Source organism: Psychrobacter sp. H26 (assembly GCF_059073035.1).
Map to the genome: position 1 here is coordinate 2,175,682 of NZ_JCACRW010000001.1, position 19,460 is coordinate 2,195,141.

The 19,460-nt window shown below is 45.7% G+C and carries 17 protein-coding genes; 14 read left to right on the plus strand and 3 right to left on the minus strand.

From position 1 onward, the window contains the following. Positions 1 to 94: 94 nt before the first annotated feature. The gene (locus tag AC5JPT_RS09030; RefSeq protein ID WP_493857845.1) at positions 95 to 382 is read right to left on the minus strand and encodes a hypothetical protein; all 288 of its coding nucleotides are present in this window, start codon (positions 380 to 382) and stop codon (positions 95 to 97) included. 294 nt (positions 383 to 676) lie between these two features. Between AC5JPT_RS09030 and AC5JPT_RS09035 the strand changes: the two genes are divergently transcribed. Continuing rightward, the gene (locus AC5JPT_RS09035) at positions 677 to 1,177 is read left to right on the plus strand and encodes a 2-thiouracil desulfurase family protein (protein WP_493857846.1); all 501 of its coding nucleotides are present in this window, start codon (positions 677 to 679) and stop codon (positions 1,175 to 1,177) included. Positions 1,178 to 1,199: 22 nt separating this feature from the next. Here AC5JPT_RS09035 and AC5JPT_RS09040 read toward each other — a convergent pair whose 3' ends face one another. Together AC5JPT_RS09040 and hisA are read right to left on the minus strand one after the other, a co-directional pair. Then, positions 1,200 to 2,810: a mechanosensitive ion channel domain-containing protein gene (locus AC5JPT_RS09040; protein ID WP_493857847.1), complete on the minus strand. Its 1,611-nt coding sequence runs from the start codon at positions 2,808 to 2,810 to the stop codon at positions 1,200 to 1,202. A 56-nt stretch (positions 2,811 to 2,866) separates the two neighbouring features. Continuing rightward, entirely contained in the window at positions 2,867 to 3,604 is a 738-nt protein-coding gene (gene hisA / locus AC5JPT_RS09045; protein WP_493844067.1) for a 1-(5-phosphoribosyl)-5-[(5-phosphoribosylamino)methylideneamino]imidazole-4-carboxamide isomerase, read from the minus strand. 1,079 nt (positions 3,605 to 4,683) lie between these two features. On the opposite strand from hisA, the gene AC5JPT_RS09050 reads away from it, so the two are divergent. From AC5JPT_RS09050 to AC5JPT_RS09110, 13 genes are all read left to right on the plus strand, one after another. Further along, a complete protein-coding gene (locus AC5JPT_RS09050) occupies positions 4,684 to 6,036 on the plus strand; it encodes a Na(+)-translocating NADH-quinone reductase subunit A (protein WP_319050862.1) in 1,353 nt (450 codons plus the stop codon). 5 nt (positions 6,037 to 6,041) lie between these two features. Next, a complete protein-coding gene (locus AC5JPT_RS09055) occupies positions 6,042 to 7,277 on the plus strand; it encodes an NADH:ubiquinone reductase (Na(+)-transporting) subunit B (RefSeq protein WP_493857848.1) in 1,236 nt (411 codons plus the stop codon). Beyond that, positions 7,258 to 8,160, plus strand: coding sequence for a Na(+)-translocating NADH-quinone reductase subunit C (locus AC5JPT_RS09060; protein ID WP_493844065.1), 903 nt, complete (start codon positions 7,258 to 7,260; stop codon positions 8,158 to 8,160). Before AC5JPT_RS09055 ends, AC5JPT_RS09060 begins: the two co-directional genes overlap by 20 nt. A 1-nt stretch (position 8,161) precedes the next feature. After that, positions 8,162 to 8,833 carry an NADH:ubiquinone reductase (Na(+)-transporting) subunit D gene (locus AC5JPT_RS09065; RefSeq protein WP_201602231.1) on the plus strand — a complete coding sequence of 224 codons (672 nt, stop codon included), beginning with the start codon at positions 8,162 to 8,164 and terminating at the stop codon, positions 8,831 to 8,833. After that, on the plus strand, positions 8,833 to 9,441 hold the full coding sequence (gene nqrE, locus AC5JPT_RS09070; RefSeq protein WP_075107228.1) for an NADH:ubiquinone reductase (Na(+)-transporting) subunit E: 609 nt from the start codon (positions 8,833 to 8,835) through the stop codon (positions 9,439 to 9,441). Before AC5JPT_RS09065 ends, nqrE begins: the two co-directional genes overlap by 1 nt. A gap of 122 nt (positions 9,442 to 9,563) precedes the next feature. Beyond that, entirely contained in the window at positions 9,564 to 10,799 is a 1,236-nt protein-coding gene (gene nqrF, locus AC5JPT_RS09075) for an NADH:ubiquinone reductase (Na(+)-transporting) subunit F (RefSeq protein WP_319050859.1), read from the plus strand. A gap of 160 nt (positions 10,800 to 10,959) precedes the next feature. Then, positions 10,960 to 11,760 carry an SDR family NAD(P)-dependent oxidoreductase gene (locus tag AC5JPT_RS09080; protein ID WP_493857849.1) on the plus strand — a complete coding sequence of 267 codons (801 nt, stop codon included), beginning with the start codon at positions 10,960 to 10,962 and terminating at the stop codon, positions 11,758 to 11,760. A 202-nt stretch (positions 11,761 to 11,962) separates the two neighbouring features. Further along, positions 11,963 to 13,048: an FAD:protein FMN transferase gene (locus tag AC5JPT_RS09085; protein WP_493858457.1), complete on the plus strand. Its 1,086-nt coding sequence runs from the start codon at positions 11,963 to 11,965 to the stop codon at positions 13,046 to 13,048. A 182-nt stretch (positions 13,049 to 13,230) separates the two neighbouring features. Beyond that, entirely contained in the window at positions 13,231 to 13,476 is a 246-nt protein-coding gene (nqrM, locus tag AC5JPT_RS09090) for a (Na+)-NQR maturation NqrM (protein WP_319050857.1), read from the plus strand. 344 nt (positions 13,477 to 13,820) lie between these two features. Then, a complete protein-coding gene (locus AC5JPT_RS09095; protein ID WP_493857850.1) occupies positions 13,821 to 15,035 on the plus strand; it encodes an MFS transporter in 1,215 nt (404 codons plus the stop codon). A 150-nt stretch (positions 15,036 to 15,185) separates the two neighbouring features. Then, on the plus strand, positions 15,186 to 16,031 hold the full coding sequence (locus AC5JPT_RS09100) for an arylesterase (protein ID WP_493857851.1): 846 nt from the start codon (positions 15,186 to 15,188) through the stop codon (positions 16,029 to 16,031). 12 nt (positions 16,032 to 16,043) lie between these two features. Beyond that, positions 16,044 to 16,757 carry an ABC transporter ATP-binding protein gene (locus AC5JPT_RS09105; RefSeq protein ID WP_493857852.1) on the plus strand — a complete coding sequence of 238 codons (714 nt, stop codon included), beginning with the start codon at positions 16,044 to 16,046 and terminating at the stop codon, positions 16,755 to 16,757. Next, positions 16,757 to 19,351: an ABC transporter permease gene (locus tag AC5JPT_RS09110; RefSeq protein ID WP_493857853.1), complete on the plus strand. Its 2,595-nt coding sequence runs from the start codon at positions 16,757 to 16,759 to the stop codon at positions 19,349 to 19,351. Before AC5JPT_RS09105 ends, AC5JPT_RS09110 begins: the two co-directional genes overlap by 1 nt. Positions 19,352 to 19,460: the final 109 nt, after the last annotated feature.

Genomic DNA, 19,460 nt, shown 5'->3' on the forward strand with positions numbered 1-19,460 from the left:
GTAACTGAGATTGTAATATTATAAATAAAAAGGGCTAACGTTATCGTTGGCCCTTTTTATTTATGTGCACTTCAATTATAAGATAAGTCGATGATTACTGTGCATTATTCATTTGATCCAAGCGATCTTGCTCAGATTGCTGCGCTTGATTGATTTTGTTAGTGGCATCGTCTAGCATGGCTTTTGGCTGTTCGCCAAGTGGCTTACTAGTAATAGCTGCTGCGTTGTCCTGACTACTATCTGCATCAGTAGCTGAATCAGTAGCGACAGTACTGACGGCAACCTCCCTATTTTTCTCGCGACTGTTACCGTTTATGATATTAAAGCCCAACAGTGCGACTATGCCAATCACTGCAAATATAATGACATGTTTCATTTCCATAAAAAACCCCGTGTTTGACTCACCATCAAATACGGGTTTCGTTGCACTTTTTGTGCCTATCTTGTGAAGCAGTAACTGAATATCAGTAATAGTAAATAAAATGAAAAACAACATGCAGATCGCCATAGTTACTTATGCGGACGAAAGCTTAATAGATATCGCTTGTTAAACAACATGTTAGAGCAGTAGCCTCAAAATGTGATAAACACAAATAACATTAATAAGAGTGGTCTGATACTATCAATCAACGCCTCTCAAAAAACAAAGCAACTGAAAATGAGATAAGGAACATTTATGGAAAAGGTACTGGTCAGCGCTTGTCTGTTGGGCAAACCTGTACGATATAATGGCAAGGGATTAGCAGCAGCCAGTGACATTCTGACACGGTGGCAAATAGAAGGACGACTGGTTTTAGTGTGTCCAGAGGTCGACGCAGGTATGAGCATACCAAGAGCGCCTGCAGAGATCGTACGCGGTAATGGTACTGATGTCTGGCTGGGTAAATCGGAGGTTATAGGAGAGACAGGCACTGATGTAAGCGTGTATTTCAAAAAAGGGGCTCAGTTGGCATTGGCACTGTGTCAAAAACATCATATTAAAGTAGCAGTGCTGACTGAAAGCAGCCCTTCTTGTGGTAGTAATACCATATACAACGGCCATTTTAGCAATAATAAGATAGCAGGTATGGGCGTGACGGCAGCGCTACTGAGAAAGCATGGTATTGAGGTTTTTAGTCAATATGATCTTGTTGCTGCTGCTAGCGCATTACAGTCCGTCATGCCCACAGGGGATTAGACTGTCTATTATCTAATAGGGTTTACTCTTGCGGACTATTGTTATTGAGTAAATCCGTCTCATCTGAGCTCTGGGCAATCTCCTGCTCGACTTTTTCCATTAGCTTGGCATCAGGGCGAGCATCGAGAACATCATCAGCATTTTGACCTTGTAAAATAACTTTGGCTCGTGCTTTTGCCTGTTTCTTATCCTTATCATCAATATCACGCTCATCATTTGCTGGTGCATCAGGCATAGTAGGCGTAATTGTCAGGTCAGATTTGTCACTACTCGCACCACTCTGCATATGCTCAAAGGCTTTTTCTAATTTGTTATTGAACCTGAGACGATAAATAGGTTCAGGCAAGCTAAAGCCCTCGTTTTCTAACGCATGCTTGGTTTCGCGAATGGCAATACTACGTGCTTTTAAAAAATCCGTTTCGGATTGATCAACCCACACTTGAAATTCAAGCACGATATTAGAATCACCTACATTGGTAATAATCGCAATTGCTTTTGGCTCTTCTAATACAAATGCTAATGTATGTATCGCATCCAGCCCTACTTTGATTGCCGCCAATGGATCATCATTGGCATCCACACCCAACTCAAAGGTGAAGCGACGCTCGGGATTTTTGGTATAGTTTAAGATCGTACCTTTAAACACTTCAGCATTTGGAATACGTAGCTGATTGCCATCTAGCGTCATTAATATCGTCGCACGTGACGTCAGACGAACCACAATCCCCTCTTGACCATTAATCACTACTTGATCACGTGCACGAAAGGGCTGACGGATACTGAGCATTAGTGAGGCGATATAATTTTCGATAGTGTCTTTGACCGCAAAACCGACCGCGATACCAATGACACCAGCACCGCCGAGCAACGTGCCCAATACTGTTTCTGCACCGATCAAGCTCAGTGCCAGAATAAGACCAAAAATAATAAAGATAACTTTAATGGTCTGCGACAAGAGCTCAGCGACAAAAGGATTGGGCGTGAGGCGCTGCCACATTTTTTTGCGTCTAGATAACCAACTACCAAACCATGTCACGAGTGCAAATATGACGATACCAACCAGCAATAAAGGCAGCGCCTTTACTAGGTTTTCCAGTTGCGCTTTTAGACCCTGATAAACTGTCGATACGTTTTCTTGAACATCTAGTGTACGGTTGATATTGTCATCAACCGTTACGACGTCTGTCAAACGGTTGGTCAGATTGATGGCTTGCTGCGCCTTTTTTTCGTTGGCAGTCTCTCCCGCCAAGGTGACGACACCTTGAGTAACACTGACAGTGACAGCTTGTAATCCTTCTATTTCAGAAAAGATACCATTGATTCGCTGACGGATGTCGTTGTCTTTTTGGAGGGTGGGTGTAGTTTCAATTTGACCATTATTGGTACTTTCGCCATTGATTGCGGGTGGCGGGGCAGGAGTCGGTGTGGAAATGTTGGTTTCTGACGTGTCGTCATCTGCTGTCGTTGTATTATCAGGTATTGCGTCCTCTACACCCAATGCCGCTGCAATACCAGAAACCTCTTCACCAGCAGCATAGGCTGGCAACGTACAAAAGATGCTTAGTAGCAACACCATTTGACCCCACGCTCTTAGAAGATGACGTATCCTTGGGCGGTCAAGATAAGTGTCCATAAGCATCCTTTGCTGTTATAGAGTTTGTACCATTACGTTTTTACTAACTTTGAGCGTTAGCTGTCTAGATAGCGCTGCGCCTCACTCAAGTTCAATGTGCCTTCGTAGATAGCACGGCCAGTGATAATACCTTCGATACAGTCGCCATAAGGCTTCAATAGCTCAATGTCTTTTATATCAGTAACGCCACCTGAGGCAATCACTGGTAATCCGCCTTCACGAGCCAAATTGACGGTTTGCTCTACATTAACGCCTTGCATCATGCCATCACGGGCAATATCAGTATACACAATAGAGGAGACACCCACATCAGCAAAACGCTTGGCAAGCTCAGTTGCCTTAGTATCAGTAACATTGGCCCAGCCATGTGTAGCCACCATACCGTCTTTGGCATCGATACCAACGATAATGTGTCCTGCAAACTCACGGCAAGCTTCTGCAACAAAACTAGGATCTTCGACCGCTTTTGTCCCAATGATAATATAAGTCAAACCTGCAGTGATGTACTGCTCAATGGTATTCATATTACGCACTCCGCCGCCCAACTGAATAGGCAAGTTCGGATAGGCTTTGGTAATGTCATTGACCACTTGTCTATGCACGGGTACGCCATCAAAAGCACCGTTCAAATCGACCAAATGCAGACGACGTGCGCCTTCATCTACCCAACGTGCTGCCATCGCAACCGGATCGTCAGAGAATACCGTATCATCTTCCATACGGCCTTGTTTTAAACGTACACATTTACCATCTTTTAAATCAATAGCCGGGATAATGACAGGCACAGCACACATATAGCATTCCTTATAAAGCACAGTATTGGTAATAAATTTAGACAAGCATATTTTTGGAAATCAAACGATATCGAAGCGTTAAACAACGATAGACAACACCACTTAACAGCGGTATAAATTACAGACAGATTATAAACCAAATACAAAAAGTCAAAAATCTGCTCAGATAGAAATAGGAAATGAGGGAAACCGAACAATCATAACCATAAGTTTTCGTATTTGGAATCACCACCAACATTCGTTAAATTCCATTACTGACTGGCAATTTTAGGTCAATTTAGCGTATAATCCTAGGTAAATTTTTATTTGTTTCTATGTGATGGTAACCAGGTGTTACGCTTTTTGTTGAGTCATTATTACTTAGTCGTAATTCAAGAGGACTCAGAGACAAAGAGCAATAGCTGAATGTATCCGTATGATATTGACTGATATATTGCCCAAAAAGGTTATAATAGAAATCTAATCTGGTAGCCTGTATACCACCGATTCTGCAGTATTAAGCCCCATTGGATACCTTTTAAATTCCTGTCACTAGCCAACAATATCAGAACCGTTAGACCTAGCGTTGTAGCAGCTCATCACAACGATGTGATCCTGCTGACCTAGATTATCTTTTAGCCAGTTTATCATCTACTCAATAGATCGTTATGTGGTCACACTTCTAACCAATCAGGTATGTTTGACTGATACTGATTGGATAAAAGTGGTCCCTATACTGGTGTTACAAGTTTTAAATTTCAATGAAACGTGTGATAGGACTGTTATTTTCAAAATAGTTTCTTTTGGCAATGTGCTTTAGAGGATTAATTTGGCTTAATAGTTTTAGCATACACCTTGGTAGCCAGTCGCCACTTTGGTAATTCGAATAAGACATTAACGTGTTGTTAAGGAGTCTAAGGTCAGCGTTAATACTCTTAATAGTAGTTATGATTATGTATTGTCCCAACAGAGCTTTCATCCCTATTTCGATATAGAAATAGACGATTGAAGGCTCTATTGAGTGATGCAGGTTTTCATACTACCGATGTGCCAAACAGGATGTCTGGTATCGTTTTAGACTATGGACTAAGTTTTCGCTTATGATTACCATCAAAAAAGGTTTGGATTTGCCCATTACCGGTGAACCCTCCCGCGAGATATCTGAGCACCAACCGACACATGTAGCACTTGTCGGCTATGACTATGTGGGTATGAAACCTACAATGAATGTCAAAGAAGGTGACATTGTAGCCAAAGGTCAGCCCGTTTTTGAAGATAAAAAACGTGTCGGCGTCATCTACACTGCCCCTGCTGCCGGTAAGGTCGTCGCTGTTAAACGTGGCGAGCGTCGAGTGTTTGAGAGTCTTGTGATTGCGGTCGACCCAAATGGTGAAGAAGTAGACTTTGAGCGCTATGACTCACAGCAGCTTGCTGACCTAGACTCTGAAGTCGTTGAAACCCAACTGATTGCCTCTGGCGAATGGACAGCGTTTCGCACGCGTCCCTATAGCCGCGCACCAGAAATCGGTGCTCGTCCACACGCTATCTTTGTCACAGCGACAGATACCAACCCATTAGCGCTTGACCCAATGCTGGTGATCAATGAGCAGCTACAAGCGTTCAATGATGGCCTTGCTGTACTGTCTACGCTCACGCCAAAGACCTTTGTCTGTCATCATGGTGATGCCAAACTGACGCCAGTTGCAAAAACTGCTGCGGATAATGTCACTGAATATCATGGTTTTGCTGGAAAACATCCAGCTGGTCTTGCTGGTACGCACATTCACTTTTTGCATCCGATTATGCGCGGTGTGACCGTGTGGACAGTTGGCTATCAAGACGTGATCGCGATTGGTAAGCTGTTTACGACAGGTCGTCTATATACTCGCCGTATGCTGAGCCTAGCTGGTCCTGCGGTTACCAACCCGCATTTGGTTGCAACCGAGCGCGGTGCTGATATTACGGCATTAACCAAAGGCAAGCTTGCTGCTGGCGAGAATCGTATTATTTCAGGTTCAGTGTTGTCCGGTCGCAAAGTGTTTGACAATGTGGCTTATCTTGGTCGTTTTCACAACCAGATCAGTGTACTGACTGAAGGTCATGAGCGCCCAGCGTTTCATTTCTTTAGCCCAGGTAAAAACCGCTTTTCAAAACTGCCTATCTATATTTCGCAGTTCTTTGGTGGCAAAAAATACAACTTCACCACGACAAGTAATGGCTCACCGCGAGCGATGGTACCCATCGGTGTCTATGAAGAAGTCATGCCACAAGATTACCTACCCACTCAATTACTACGTGCATTGATTGTCGAAGACATTATTAGTGCTGTAGATTTGGGCGTTCTTGAATTGGATGAAGAAGATTTGGCACTATGCACCTTTGTATCTCCTGGCAAATATGAGTTTGGTGATATTTTGCGTGATAATTTAACGCGCATTGAGCTGGAGGGCTAACCACGATGAAATTTTTACACAATATGTTCGATCGTATGGAGCCATCTTTCACCAAAGGCGGCAAACACGAAAAGTACTATGCTATTTTTGAGATGTTTGATACGTTTCTGCGTCAACCAGGTACAACGACATTTGCCTCATCACATGTACGCGACGGGATCGACCTAAAGCGTATTATGATTACGGTATGGCTATGTACGTTCCCAGCGATGTTTTGGGGTATGTACAACATCGGTCATCAAGCACTGACGGCTATCGCCCAGCTTGGTCTGCAACCTGAAGGCTGGCGTACCATCATCACTAGCATGGCAGGCTACAACCCAGACAGTATCTGGGCAAGCTTCGTTTACGGGGCCATGCAGTTTTTACCCATTTATATCGTCACTTTTGCTGTCGGTATTCTCTGTGAGATTATCTTCGCGGTCGTACGCGGACATGAAGTTAACGAAGGTTTCTTTGTGACTTCGGTTCTGTTTGCACTATGTCTACCACCAGATATTCCTTTATGGCAAGTTGCCTTGGGTATTATCTTTGGTGTGGTCGTCGCAAAAGAAGTGTTCGGTGGTACGGGTAAAAACTTCCTAAACCCTGCCCTATCAGGCCGTGCGTTCTTATACTTTGCTTATCCGGCCTACATGTCTGGTGACTCAGTATGGACAGCGGTAGATGGATTCTCAGGTGCAACCCCTCTCGGTCTTGCCGCGCTTGGTGTGGTTCCTCAAGACTTCGTTGATGTCTATGGTAATGCGATCACGTGGAGTGATGCATTCTTAGGCAACATGCAAGGCAGTATCGGTGAAGTATCAACGCTGGCTATCTTGATGGGTGCTGCCGTGCTGCTATGGACACGTATTGCCTCTTGGCGCATCATGGCAGGTTGTGTGGTTGGTCTGATTGCGACCTCTCTTGTATTCAACATGATCGGCTCTGATGACAATATGATGATGAGCTTGCCATTCTACTGGCATCTGGTCATTGGCGGCTTTGCATTCGGTGCGGTCTTTATGGCGACCGACCCTGTTTCAGCTGCACATACCAATAAAGGCCGCTGGGCTTATGGTATTTTGATTGGTTTTATGACCGTATTGATTCGTGTCATTAACCCAGCTTTCCCAGAAGGCATCATGCTGGCCATCTTATTTGCCAACTTATTTGCCCCATTGTTTGATTATTTTGTGACTCAAGCAAACATCAAACGCCAAACTGCTCGGAGGGTTCGTTATGTCCAAGCCCAAAAGTAATAACGCAAAAACCATCAGCGTGGCGTTGACGCTATGCTTGGTGTGCTCAGTATTGGTCTCAGCGGTCGCTGTTGGTCTAAAGCCTGCACAAGTCGAAAACGCACGCTTAGACCGCAACAAAAACATCTTGGTTGCTGCTGATCTATATGATGCTGAATCTGATACCGCCGATGATGTTGCTGAACGTTTTAAAGACTTTGATGTGAAAATCATTGATCTAAACGAAGGCACTTATCTCGATGACGATGCGCTAAAAACTGCTGGTATTCCTGATCGTAATGCCTATGACGCCAGTCAAGCGACGAAGAACCAAGCCTTGAGCGAAGACTTGGGTGACAACGATCCTGCTGGTATCGGTCGTAAGCCAAAGTATGCCAAAGTCTATGTCAAAGAAGATGATTCCGGTCAGCCAGAGGCGATTGTACTACCTATTCAAGGCTACGGTCTGTGGGGTACGATTTATGGTTTCTTAACGCTTGAGAGCGACATGAATACCATCAAGGGTATCAGCTTTTATGAGCATAAAGAAACCCCAGGTCTGGGTGCTCGTATCGAAGAGCCTGCGTGGCGTGCAAAGTGGAGCGGTATCGAGTCTTATGACGAAAATGGTGACGTCGCTACTGGTGTAACCAAAGCGGGTAATCCAAAAGAAAACTGGGTTGATGGCATCAGCGGTGCAACACTGACTAGCCGCGGCGTGAGTAACATGATTCAGTTTTGGTTAGGCGAGCAAGGCTATAAGCCTTATCTAGATATGCTACGTGAAGAGAGCGGTCAAACGATTGATGATGCAGAAGCGCAAGCCAATCAATCAAAACCGGCCGCTCAACCTAAAACCGAATTGGCAGCCAAGCTACCAGTAGCAAACGGCAAGGAGGCATAACATGGCTGATACTAAAAGTATTTTAACCACGCCTATTTTTGACAATAACCCCATTGGCCTACAGATCCTCGGTATCTGTTCGGCGCTGGCGGTCACCACAAGTATGGCAAATGCCATGGTTATGTGTGTGGCATTGACATTGGTGACGGCGTTCTCAAGCTTCTTTATCTCCGTGATTCGTAAAAAGATTCCATCAAGTATACGTATTATTGTACAGATGACGATTATTGCGTCATTGGTTATCTTAGTTGATCAGGTGCTAAAAGCTGTCGCTTATGATGTGAGTAAAGGTCTGTCGGTTTTCGTTGGTCTGATTATCACCAACTGTATCGTTATGGGCCGTGCTGAAGCGTTTGCCATGAGCAACCCACCAATTCCAAGCTTTTTAGATGGTATTGGTAACGGTCTTGGTTACTCTGCGGTACTGCTGTTCGTTGCCACTATCCGTGAGCTATTAGGCGCGGGCACTTGGTTTGGTATCACGATCCTACAGCCAGTTACTGATGGCGGTTGGTATATACCGAATGGGCTGTTGCTGTTGCCACCATCAGCGTTCTTTATTATTGCTTTGTTTATCGCGATTGTGCGTATCTGGAAACCAGAACAAGTGGAAGAAGCTGAGTTTGTAATGAAGCCGCAGTCTAAAGGCATGGCACATGGAGGCGGTCACTAATGGGACATTATATTAGTTTATTTATAACCTCAGTCTTTATTGAGAATATGGCACTTGCCTACTTCTTAGGCATGTGTACTTTTTTGGCCGTATCCAAAAAAGTCTCAACTGCTATCGGACTTGGTGTTGCCGTTATCGTCGTTATGGCCATCACGGTTCCGCTAAACAACTTACTATTCCAGTTCATTCTAAAAGACGGTGCACTGGCATGGGCAGGCTTCCCTGATATCGATTTGAGCTTCCTAGGATTGCTCAGTTATATCGGTTTGATTGCGGCCACCGTACAGATTCTAGAGATGTTCTTGGACAAGTTTGTACCCAGTCTTTACAACGCGCTTGGGGTATTCTTACCATTAATCACTGTAAACTGTGCCATCTTAGGTGGTGTACTATTTATGGTAGAGCGTGATTATAACTTTGGTGAGTCTGTTGTCTATGGTGTGGGTGCAGGCTTCGGTTGGGCACTTGCTATTACTGCATTGGCAGGTATTCGTGAAAAGCTTAAATACTCAGACATTCCAGCGCCATTGCGCGGTCTTGGTATTACCTTTCTCACAGTTGGTCTGATGTCGCTCGGCTTTATGTCGTTCGGTGGTATGTCCATCTAAACTGCTAAGCTCAAAGCTCTCATTAGCTGTTTGACTTATTTAATTCATTTATTCGGTAAGGGTTCGGATACAGCATAAAACATGCCTCCGCTCCCCTACCCCATAGATTAAGGATACCTACCATGGATTACGCTACGGCGATTGGTGGCGTTGCTATGTTTACCTTGATCATCATGGGCCTTGTCGCTATTATTTTAGCGGCACGCTCAAGACTGGTCAGTTCAGGCGATGTTACTATCCATATCAATGATAATCCCGATAATGACGTGGTGACACCAGCAGGCGGTAAGCTACTGCAAACCCTAGCAGGCGAAGGTATATTTTTGTCTTCAGCATGTGGTGGTGGTGGTACTTGTGCGCAGTGCCGTTGCCGCGTTATTGAAGGTGGTGGTTCTATTTTGCCCACCGAAGAAGGCTATTTTACTCAAGGCGAAATCCGCAATCACATGCGCTTGGCCTGTCAGGTAGCTGTTAAGCAAGACATGAAGATTGAGATCGACCCTGAGTTCTTTGATGTACAAAAGTGGGAATGTGAAGTTATCTCTAATGATAACGTGGCTACTTTCATCAAAGAGTTGGTACTAAAAATCCCAGAAGGCGAGGAAGTGAACTTCCGTGCTGGTGGTTATGTACAGCTTGAAGCGCCACCGCATGAAGTACATTACAAAGACTTTGCGATTGATGAAGAATATAGAGAAGATTGGGAAAAATTCGGTATCTTCGACTATGTCTCAAAAGTTGATGAGCCTGTTATCCGTGCTTACTCGATGGCCAACTACCCTGAAGAGAAAGGCCTGATCAAGTTCAACATTCGTATCGCAAGTCCACCACCACGTGGCGGTGAAGGTATTCCGCCAGGCAAAATGTCCTCATGGGTATTTAGCCTAGTCCCTGGTGACAAAGTGACGGTTTCAGGTCCTTATGGTGAATTCTTTGCCAAAAAGACTGAAGCTGAAATGATCTTTGTTGGTGGTGGTGCTGGTATGGCTCCGATGCGCTCGCATATCTTTGATCAGCTAAAGCGCTTAGACACTGATCGTAAGATCAGTTTCTGGTATGGTGCTCGCTCGATTCGTGAGATGTTCTATGTTGAAGATTATGATCAACTAGAAGAAGAGTTTGATAACTTTGAGTGGCATGTTGCACTGTCTGACCCATTACCAGAAGATAACTGGGAAGGTCCAACAGGATTTATCCATAATGTATTGCTCGAAAACTATCTGAAAGACCATCCAAATCCAGAAGATTGTGAGTACTACATGTGTGGGCCACCGATGATGAACGCTGCCGTAATCGACATGCTACACAGCATGGGCGTAGAAGACGAAAACATCATGCTTGATGACTTCGGTGGTTAATTTAGCTCCATATATCTAAAATCATTTATAAAAAGAGTCTCAATTGAGGCTCTTTTTTTATGCCAAAAAATCATCACGATATTTTAACTACAAATCTAATTGGTAGAGTGGCTTTGCTATCCTATACTATGGATGCTCTACATACTAAGAAAGGACTCTTATGAAAACAAAGTACAAAGATCTGACCATCTGGATCACAGGGGCCTCTAGTGGCATAGGTGAAGCCCTCGCTATTGCCTTTGCCAAACGTGGCGCTCGAATCGTTCTAAGTGGCCGTGATAGTAAAAAACTAGAAGCCGTCAAAAAAAGCTGCAAGCGTGCTGGCAAGCATATCGTAGTACCATTTGATATCAGTGATGCCAGTCAGACAAAAGCCGCTTACGATACTGCCAAAGCTCAAGCAGGAAAGATCGATTGGCTTATCAACAATGCTGGTATTAGTCAACGCTCGCTCATCATGGAGACAGATGAAGAGGTAGAGCGTCGGATTATGGAGATCGACTACTTTGCCCAAACGCGTCTAACGAGACTGATATTACCTGACATGATTGCACAAGGCGGTGGCAAGGTAGTGATGGTCTCAAGCGTGGCAGGTTTACTAGGGACGCAATATCGCGGCGCTTACGGGGCAGCCAAAGCGGCACTTCATATGTGGGCAAACAGTTTACGTGCTGAATTGTATGATCAAGGCATAGAAGTGGCGACAATATTCCCAGGGTTTATCCAGACCAACATCTCTATCAATGCGTTAACAGGTGATGGTAGTGCTCAAGGTACCATGGATGAAGCAACCAGTAACGGTCTGACTGCAACTGAGTTTGCCAAACAAGTTGTGAAGGCGCTCACAAAGGGCGAAGAATATATCATTGTCGCTGGTAGTAAAGAAAAGCTGGCAACCAGAGTCAATCGCGTGTCACCGCCAAAGCTGTATAAGCTGATACGTGAGTCACAAGTAAAATAGCTTGATATGCAGTAGATTGTCACTGAACATTGCCATCATTGGTATTTCTAGGGTCAAGGGGTGTAAAATGAGCATGACTTGTTTTACACCCTATTTATTTGTGCATCATACCGAAGATATTATGAAAAATAACACGTACCGCCCAGCTTCCAGAAACCTTTTGAACAACACGCTACTTAGCATCGTCGGTCTTGGTAGTATTATGAGCCTCAGCGCCTGCCAGCAGACACCAGATTATAACTATCTGACTGGTGAAACTATGGGGACGAGCTATCATATCAGTTATCAGCTGCCTGACGATGTGGACCATGCAGACGAAGCTGCCATACAAGCATCGATTGATAAGCGATTAAAACAAATCAACGACAGTATGTCGACCTACCAGAGCGACTCGACCATCTCTACATTCAATCAGTTGGGTGCAGACACCCCTATTGTCATTGATGCTGACTTCAGTCAGGTACTGGATATCTCTCAGGTTGTTTATGGAAAATCTGGCGGTGCGTTTGATCCTACTGTGATGCCATTAGTAGAAACTTGGGGCTTTGGCAGTACCATGACCGTTGAGCGTTTGCAGAGTCCCCCAACAGCACTTGAGATTGCTCAAGCAAAAGCGCTGGTAGACTTTGAAAGCATTATAAAAAAAGACCAAACCCTCTATAAGACGAAAGACGGTGTCGAGCTTGATTTTTCTGCGGTTGCTAAAGGATATGGCGTTGATGTGATTGCTGATGTACTCAGAGAAGAATATCAGATTCGTAATTATATGGTCGAGATTGGTGGTGAGATTGCCACTTCCGGTGTGAATAGCCAACAGCAGCCATGGCAAATTGCGATTGATGCGCCTATCGAAGGCAGTACTGTCAGCGAACGCCAAACGATATCTGCCATTCGCCAACCAACTACTACCGCTACCCGAATGCACTTGGCAACCTCAGGTAACTATCGCAACTCTGTGATCTTCGATGGTAAACGCTATAGTCATACCATCGATCCGACCACAGGCGAGCCTATTGCAGGCGGCGCGCCTTCGGTAACGGTTGCCGCTGACTCTGTTGCACTGGCCGATGCATGGGCGACTGCTCTTACGGCAATGCCTTATCAAAAAGCACTAGATGTGGCTACCACGCAAGACTTAGCCGCCATGTTTGTAATATTGGCTGATGATGTAGAGGTAGGTGGTACTGAGAGTAATACTTCGGATGACGCTACCAACGACAGTATCGACAACTGGCAAGTGGTGCAGACTCCAGCGATGCAAGCATTACGTGCAGACAAAAAACGCTAAACCTATGCTGAGCTCAGGGTCATGCAGTAGATGTATAGATGTGAAACAAGAGAATACGTTAATGCAAAACGAGCAGCGCCAAAATTTGTTATAATACAGCTATAGTTGCGAGCAAAGTTATTTATGAAAATCATTCATTAATATTTAACGCGACTGCCCTATTTTAAAACGAGGTTACCTCTATGCTTAGCCAATTGCTTCCTATGCTTGCCATTACTTTTACTGTCTTTGTCCTATTCTTTATCTTTATGGGCATTGGTTATATGGTCAAGAAAAAACCGCTCAAAGGATCTTGCGGTGGTGTTGCTAAGCTCATGGGTGATGAGCAGTGCTCATTCTGTGGTGACGATCCCAATAAATGTGACTCATTGATGGCTGAACAACAAGAGAACGCATTAAGAGCAGCTCAACTGGGTAAGTCGGTATAAGATTTTTCGATTACCTTATGCGGGTAGCATTTACCTGACATCTGTTCGTATAATAGCGTCAAGTTTTCTATAGGAGGCTTGACGCTATTTTTATTGCGCAATGCTATTTTCTGGCTATAGATGCCTTTTATTTGGATGCTTTCTATATAGAAATATTAGCCAGCAGATTTGTCTGTATTGCTTCCTGCAAAATTTTCGAATGCTGATCGATACTATCAATGATCGTCTCGGTCTGTTTCTAGGTATCAGTTTCTAGATAAATGCTCTCTGGTGTTGTTTTGCGGATGACGATATGTCGTCTCTGTCTTACAACAGTTCTTTTCTATTATCATCGTTGTATTGCTATGTCCACCTCCTCCCATCTACCGTCACCGCGTTTTACATTTTGGCTAGTCCTATGTGCCATGGTCTTGCTGGCGACCAATATGCGCGCGCCTATTGTTGCACTCGGCGCTATCGCTCCTGTGGTACAAGAGGCATTAGATATCTCCGAGTTTCAGATTGGCTGGCTAGGCGCTGTCCCTATGCTGAGTTTCGCCGTTGGGGCACTGATCTCGCCAGCAATTGCTAAACGCTTCGGGCTGGAGAATACGCTGATTGCGATGATTGGGCTACTGACCACAGGTATGATGATTCGTACCGTTATCCCAACGTGGACAGGATTTTTGGTAGGTACGTTGTTACTAACACTAGCTATTGGCTTTGCCAACACGCTGGCCGCGCCTGTCATTAAGCAACGTACGCCTAAGCATATCCCGCTGATTACAGGTTTGTTCAGTTTAACCATGACCGTGACCGCGGGAATAGTCTCAGGGGTAGTTCTGCCTTTATCTGAGCGAGTAGGCTGGCAATGGGCGCTAGGCGGTTGGACGATTTTAGGGGTTTTTGCCTTATTGATTTGGCTATTTTTGCGTGTGCGTCTTGGCTCATCAAACCATCAACCCATAGTCTCGACAGACCCAGACGCCTCTGATATTTCGATGTGGCGCACGGCCTTTGCGTGGCAGATTGCTGTTTTTATGGGGTTACAATCATTATTGTTTTACACCGTTGCCAGTTTTTTGCCGTCTATTTGGGTCAGTAAAGGATTATCTGCGGTGAGCGCTGGGCAAATGGGTTCTGTGTTTCAGTTTATGGCGCCCATCTCTATTTTGAGTCTCACATGGCTAATCAATCGCGGTCGTCCTATTCAGGCGCTCGCTGTGTTTGCCGCGGTGCTCAATGTCATTGGGGTGCTGGGCGTCAGCTATCTATCCACGGAGTTGGCGTGGCTCTGGTCAGCCCTGATGGGGATTGGGTGCTCAGCGATTTTTACCTTGAGTATGATGCTGTTCTCCCTACGAACCTATACCACCAATCAATCAAGTGAGCTATCTGGTATGGCGCAAACCGTCGGTTATTTGATTGCATTCTTTGGCCCGCTAGGCACAGGTTGGCTCCATGAAGCGACTGGTAGCTGGAGTGTACCTCTTTTTATTATGCTGATACTGATGATTGCAAACGTGGTGATTGCGTGGCTTGTGAGTCGTCCAGTGATGGTCGATGGCAAATATATTTGATTATAAAATTTTAAATACTCTAAATAGCACTCTCTACAAGTCTTTGATTTCTAAAGCGCAATAAACCTGTCTCTAAATTAACCTTAGGGCAATATTGGTTGCTGTCTTATTTTGCTACACTGGTTCGATTGCTTATAGGACACAACTCCCATGATGAACTCCCCCTTACGTTTCTTGCCTGCTATCGTCACGCTCGCGGCTGTCATGGCTATCAGTGGCTGTCAAAAAGAGACGGAAACTACTGAATCTACCAACACCACTGAAACACAGAGTACGAGTACTGAAACGACTAATAGTCAAGCCAATACGACGTCTGTAGACACTAATGCCGACGTATCCACCGATATCCAAGTCAACGACGCGCCCCTGACTATTTTGGCGCTTGGTGATTCGTTGACAGAGGGTCTTGGGGTGGATAAAGATGATAACTACCCCGCGCAGTTAGAAGATCGTTTGCAAGCCATGGGGTATAAGAATACTGAGGTCATCAATTCAGGGCTGAGTGGTGAAACCAGTACTGGACTGGTCAATCGTCTTGACTGGGTGCTACAAACCAAACCTGATGTGACGATTTTGACCATTGGTGCAAACGATGCTATACGAGGTATCGATGTAGCAACGATTGAAGCGAATATCCGCACAGCGGTTAAACGTCTACAAGACAATGGCAGTGTCGTCGTCTTGGGCGGGATGTCAATCTATGACAACTTAGGCGATGACTATGTTGCTGCATTCTCAGATATCTATCCTCGCGTAGCAAAAGACATGAACGTCACCCTTATTCCGTTTTTCTTAGAGGGTGTGGGCGGTGATCGTGAGCTCAATCAAGCGGATGCCATTCATCCAACTAAAGAGGGCTACACTATCATCGTTAATGACAATATCTTGCCTGTCTTAGAGCCCACGCTAAAAGGGCTAACAACAACTGATAGTATCAACGCAACTGAAGCCGCTCAGAACGACATGACCGACAAAAAGACAAACGAGACCACTTAACGAGACACTGTAATGACATCACCTTCGACTGCCACATCAACACCGCCAGTAGATACTAAAAAAGCCGCCCTACTCACCGCCTCCCAGTTAAACAAAACCGTGCAAGTCGGCGAGCAAAGCCTGTCTATCATCAAAGACGTCGATATATACGTCAACGCTGGCGAGTTTGTGGTTATCATGGGCAAATCAGGCTCAGGCAAATCGACTTTGCTAGGACTACTTGCGGCACTAGACTATCCCGATAGCGGTACGGTTACTTTGGCAGATCAAACGCTCAGCAGTTTGGACGAAGACGCGCTTGCCGTTATCCGCCAACAAGATATGGGCTTTGTCTTTCAGTCATTTCATCTACTGCCCACACTGACCGTCGCCGAAAACATCGCCTTCCCATTAGATATTGCACGGCGCTCAAACCCAGCGCGAGTAGACGAGCTTATTGACGCGGTCGACTTAGGTCATCGCCGTGACAGTCTACCCAATCAGTTATCAGGCGGTGAGCAGCAGCGTACAGCGGTGGCAAGGGCATTGGTGTCGCACCCAAAGATTGTGTTCGCCGATGAGCCAACAGGTAACCTCGATGAGCAAAATGCTGATCAGGTCATGCAGCTATTATTGGACTTACGCCAGCAAGTTGGCTCGGCATTGGTGGTGGTGACTCACGATCCTGCGCTTGCCGAGATGGCGGATCGCGTTATTACCATGCATGATGGGCGGATTGTAAGCTAATGAATCAACGCACAGACAACCAATCAACTGATGTTAAAAATACTGATACTAGTATGCTCAATCAACTGTTTACCAAGACGCTAGGCTCGCAAGCACTCAGCCGTAGCTGGTGGCAGCGCTGGGTCTATCCAGTATTGTTTTTGCTGACGCTCACCCTATCGCTTGCCACCTATCTGACCCTAGACTCGGTGCAGCAGTCTGTTGATCGCTATATCAATGACAATCAGCGTGCGCTCGTTGGTGGCGATTTGATTTTGAACGGCAAGCAGGATTGGTCAAGCGACGTATTGACCCAAGTAGAAACGATCCCTGACACGCAGGTTGTATACGATTATCAGTTTAGCGCCATGCTGGTCACTGATGAGCAAACCTTGCTTGCCCGCGTCAAAGCCGTCTCACCGTCCTACCCTTTATACGGCGACGTTGAGCTGGCCTCAGGACAGCCGCTATGGGATCAGCTAACCGCTGATAATGTCGTCGTCGCCCCAGAAGTGCTGAGCAGCCTAAACGCCAGTGTCGGCGACAGTATTGCTATTGGTGATGCGCAGTTTACCATCAGTGATGTGCTGACCAAAGAACCTGATCGACCGCTGACCGCGTTTGGTTTTGGCGGGCGGGTCTTGATGAAACAAGACGCCTTGGCAGCGACCAACCTACTCGGGCAGCGTAGCCGGGTAAATTACCGTATTGAAATAGCAGGTGATCCTGAGCTGATCACGACGCAGCGTGATGCGTTCACAGATATTCTGACCAATTATCCTGATATCGAGCTGTCTGAAGCCGAGTCCGAAGACACCTCTGTGTCACGTATCTCTGACAATGTATTGATGTTTTTAAAGCTACTGGTCATCGCCGTATTGCTACTCTCGGCGGTTGCCATGTATGGCGTCATTAGCGCGTTCGTCACCAAGCAGCAGTCAAACAATGCGATTCGCTTGGCGCTAGGTGAACCGCTTAGCTCACTCAAGCGCAGCTACTATCAACTATTAATAGTCACGACTGTCATAGCTTGTATCGCAGCAGTTGCCCTCAGTCTGGGTTTGCTTAAAATCGGGCAACCTTATCTCGTGGCTATCTTACCTGCTGATGTCGGTCTCTCTATCAATCCAATCAGTGCGATTAAGACCATTGCGATTGCCTTAGTACTGACGCTACTGATTGCGCAGCGCGGCTTGAGTACATTGAACACCACCAAACCCGCCACCCTACTCAATCAAGGGGCGAGCACTCAGACGCAAAACTTGCCTTGGTATCGACGCGTGCCATTACTGTGGTATGGACTGGTGCTGGCAGGACTGTATGCCTTCTTTGCTTATGAAGTTAGCTCACTGTCATTAGGGGCGCAGTTATTGGGCGGCTTAATCGCTCTGGTAGCGATATTTTGGCTATTGGCGCGTGGCTGGCTGTGGCTACTTAATAAGTTAGCGAGCAATACCAAGGTCAGCTGGATGCAGCGTATCGCCATTCATAATCTGGCGCGTAAGGGCAATCAGTCCGCATTATTCTTTGTCACCTTATCGCTATCAGTTGCGGTACTGACGCTCATCACCACCCTCAATCATAGTATCAATGCGCAGTTTATCAACGCCTATCCTGAAGACGCGCCCAATCTGTTTTTGCTCGATGTGCAGAGCGATCAGCATGATAAAATTGATACCATTATTGAAGCACCCGTCACTTATTATCCCGTCATTCGTGCGCGTGTAGAGACGGCGAACGATGTACTGGCAAAAGATATCGAGCCTGAAGATGGGTTTGATGACCCTACGCGGGTGTTTAACTTAAGCTACGCCGATACGGTGATGGATACCGAATATATCGTTGACTCGCTCACAGACGACGCGCTGTATACGCCTATCGACGCTACCGATCAGCAAGTCAAACCTTTGTCTATCTTGGACACTGCCGCCAGTATGCTCAATGTCGGCATGGGTGATCAGGTACGCTTTAACATTCAAGGTATCGAGATCGTCGGGCAGATTACCAGTATTCGCACGCGCTATGAGCGTGGCCCAAGCCCGTATTTTTACTTCTTGTTTGAGCCGTCGGTGCTGTCCGCTGCCCCGCAGATTCAGTTTGCTACTGCTCACGTATCAGAAGATGCGATTCCAGAGCTACAAGGCAAACTGGTACGCCAGTTCCCTGCGGTTACTACCATCGATGGGACTGCTATTGCGAAGCAAATCCAAGAGCTGGTGGTACAAATGAGCCGCTTGGTCTATGTATTCACCTTGCTTGCCCTACTCACTGGCGTCATGGTGCTGATCAGCTCGCTACTGTCTACTTCGCAAGATCGTATGAAGGACAGCGCATCGTTTAGACTGCTTGGTATGCAAAAACGTGACTTGTATATGCTCAATATCTTGGAGCTGGGCGTGCTTGGTATTAGCGCGGCGACCTTTGCCGTCGTCATCGCCAGCGTGGGCGCATGGGCGGCGATCACGCAGTGGTTTAATTTACAATTTAGTGTGCCGTGGACGAGCTTGGCTATTGGCGGTGCGGCATTAATCGTATTGCTGTTTGCCATTGCTATTATCTATGTGAGATTGGTGATTGGACGCGGGATTATGGCGAGAGTGAGGGCAATGATTTAGGCGTATTCAATTTCAGCTTAAACGAAAAAAACCCTTAATTGGGTTTTTTTTGATTTGCTATTGTTAGAACTAAACTACACCTTCAGTCAATGTTAGTTATATTTAATAT

What these genes read in the sequence shown, in the direction of transcription:
- AC5JPT_RS09055 (WP_493857848.1), top strand. Translation starts at nt 6,042, where the DNA reads ATGAAATTTTTACACAATATGTTCGATCGTATGGAGCCATCTTTCACC.
- nqrE (WP_075107228.1), top strand. Translation starts at nt 8,833, where the DNA reads ATGGGACATTATATTAGTTTATTTATAACCTCAGTCTTTATTGAGAAT.
- AC5JPT_RS09050 (WP_319050862.1), top strand. Translation starts at nt 4,684, where the DNA reads ATGATTACCATCAAAAAAGGTTTGGATTTGCCCATTACCGGTGAACCC.
- nqrF (WP_319050859.1), top strand. Translation starts at nt 9,564, where the DNA reads ATGGATTACGCTACGGCGATTGGTGGCGTTGCTATGTTTACCTTGATC.
- AC5JPT_RS09085 (WP_493858457.1), top strand. Translation starts at nt 11,963, where the DNA reads ATGAGCCTCAGCGCCTGCCAGCAGACACCAGATTATAACTATCTGACT.
- AC5JPT_RS09035 (WP_493857846.1), top strand. Translation starts at nt 677, where the DNA reads ATGGAAAAGGTACTGGTCAGCGCTTGTCTGTTGGGCAAACCTGTACGA.
- AC5JPT_RS09105 (WP_493857852.1), top strand. Translation starts at nt 16,044, where the DNA reads ATGACATCACCTTCGACTGCCACATCAACACCGCCAGTAGATACTAAA.
- AC5JPT_RS09095 (WP_493857850.1), top strand. Translation starts at nt 13,821, where the DNA reads ATGTCCACCTCCTCCCATCTACCGTCACCGCGTTTTACATTTTGGCTA.
- AC5JPT_RS09080 (WP_493857849.1), top strand. Translation starts at nt 10,960, where the DNA reads ATGAAAACAAAGTACAAAGATCTGACCATCTGGATCACAGGGGCCTCT.
- AC5JPT_RS09100 (WP_493857851.1), top strand. Translation starts at nt 15,186, where the DNA reads ATGATGAACTCCCCCTTACGTTTCTTGCCTGCTATCGTCACGCTCGCG.
- hisA (WP_493844067.1), bottom strand. Translation starts at nt 3,604, where the DNA reads ATGTGTGCTGTGCCTGTCATTATCCCGGCTATTGATTTAAAAGATGGT.
- AC5JPT_RS09110 (WP_493857853.1), top strand. Translation starts at nt 16,757, where the DNA reads ATGAATCAACGCACAGACAACCAATCAACTGATGTTAAAAATACTGAT.
- nqrM (WP_319050857.1), top strand. Translation starts at nt 13,231, where the DNA reads ATGCTTAGCCAATTGCTTCCTATGCTTGCCATTACTTTTACTGTCTTT.
- AC5JPT_RS09060 (WP_493844065.1), top strand. Translation starts at nt 7,258, where the DNA reads ATGTCCAAGCCCAAAAGTAATAACGCAAAAACCATCAGCGTGGCGTTG.
- AC5JPT_RS09030 (WP_493857845.1), bottom strand. Translation starts at nt 382, where the DNA reads ATGGAAATGAAACATGTCATTATATTTGCAGTGATTGGCATAGTCGCA.
- AC5JPT_RS09065 (WP_201602231.1), top strand. Translation starts at nt 8,162, where the DNA reads ATGGCTGATACTAAAAGTATTTTAACCACGCCTATTTTTGACAATAAC.
- AC5JPT_RS09040 (WP_493857847.1), bottom strand. Translation starts at nt 2,810, where the DNA reads ATGGACACTTATCTTGACCGCCCAAGGATACGTCATCTTCTAAGAGCG.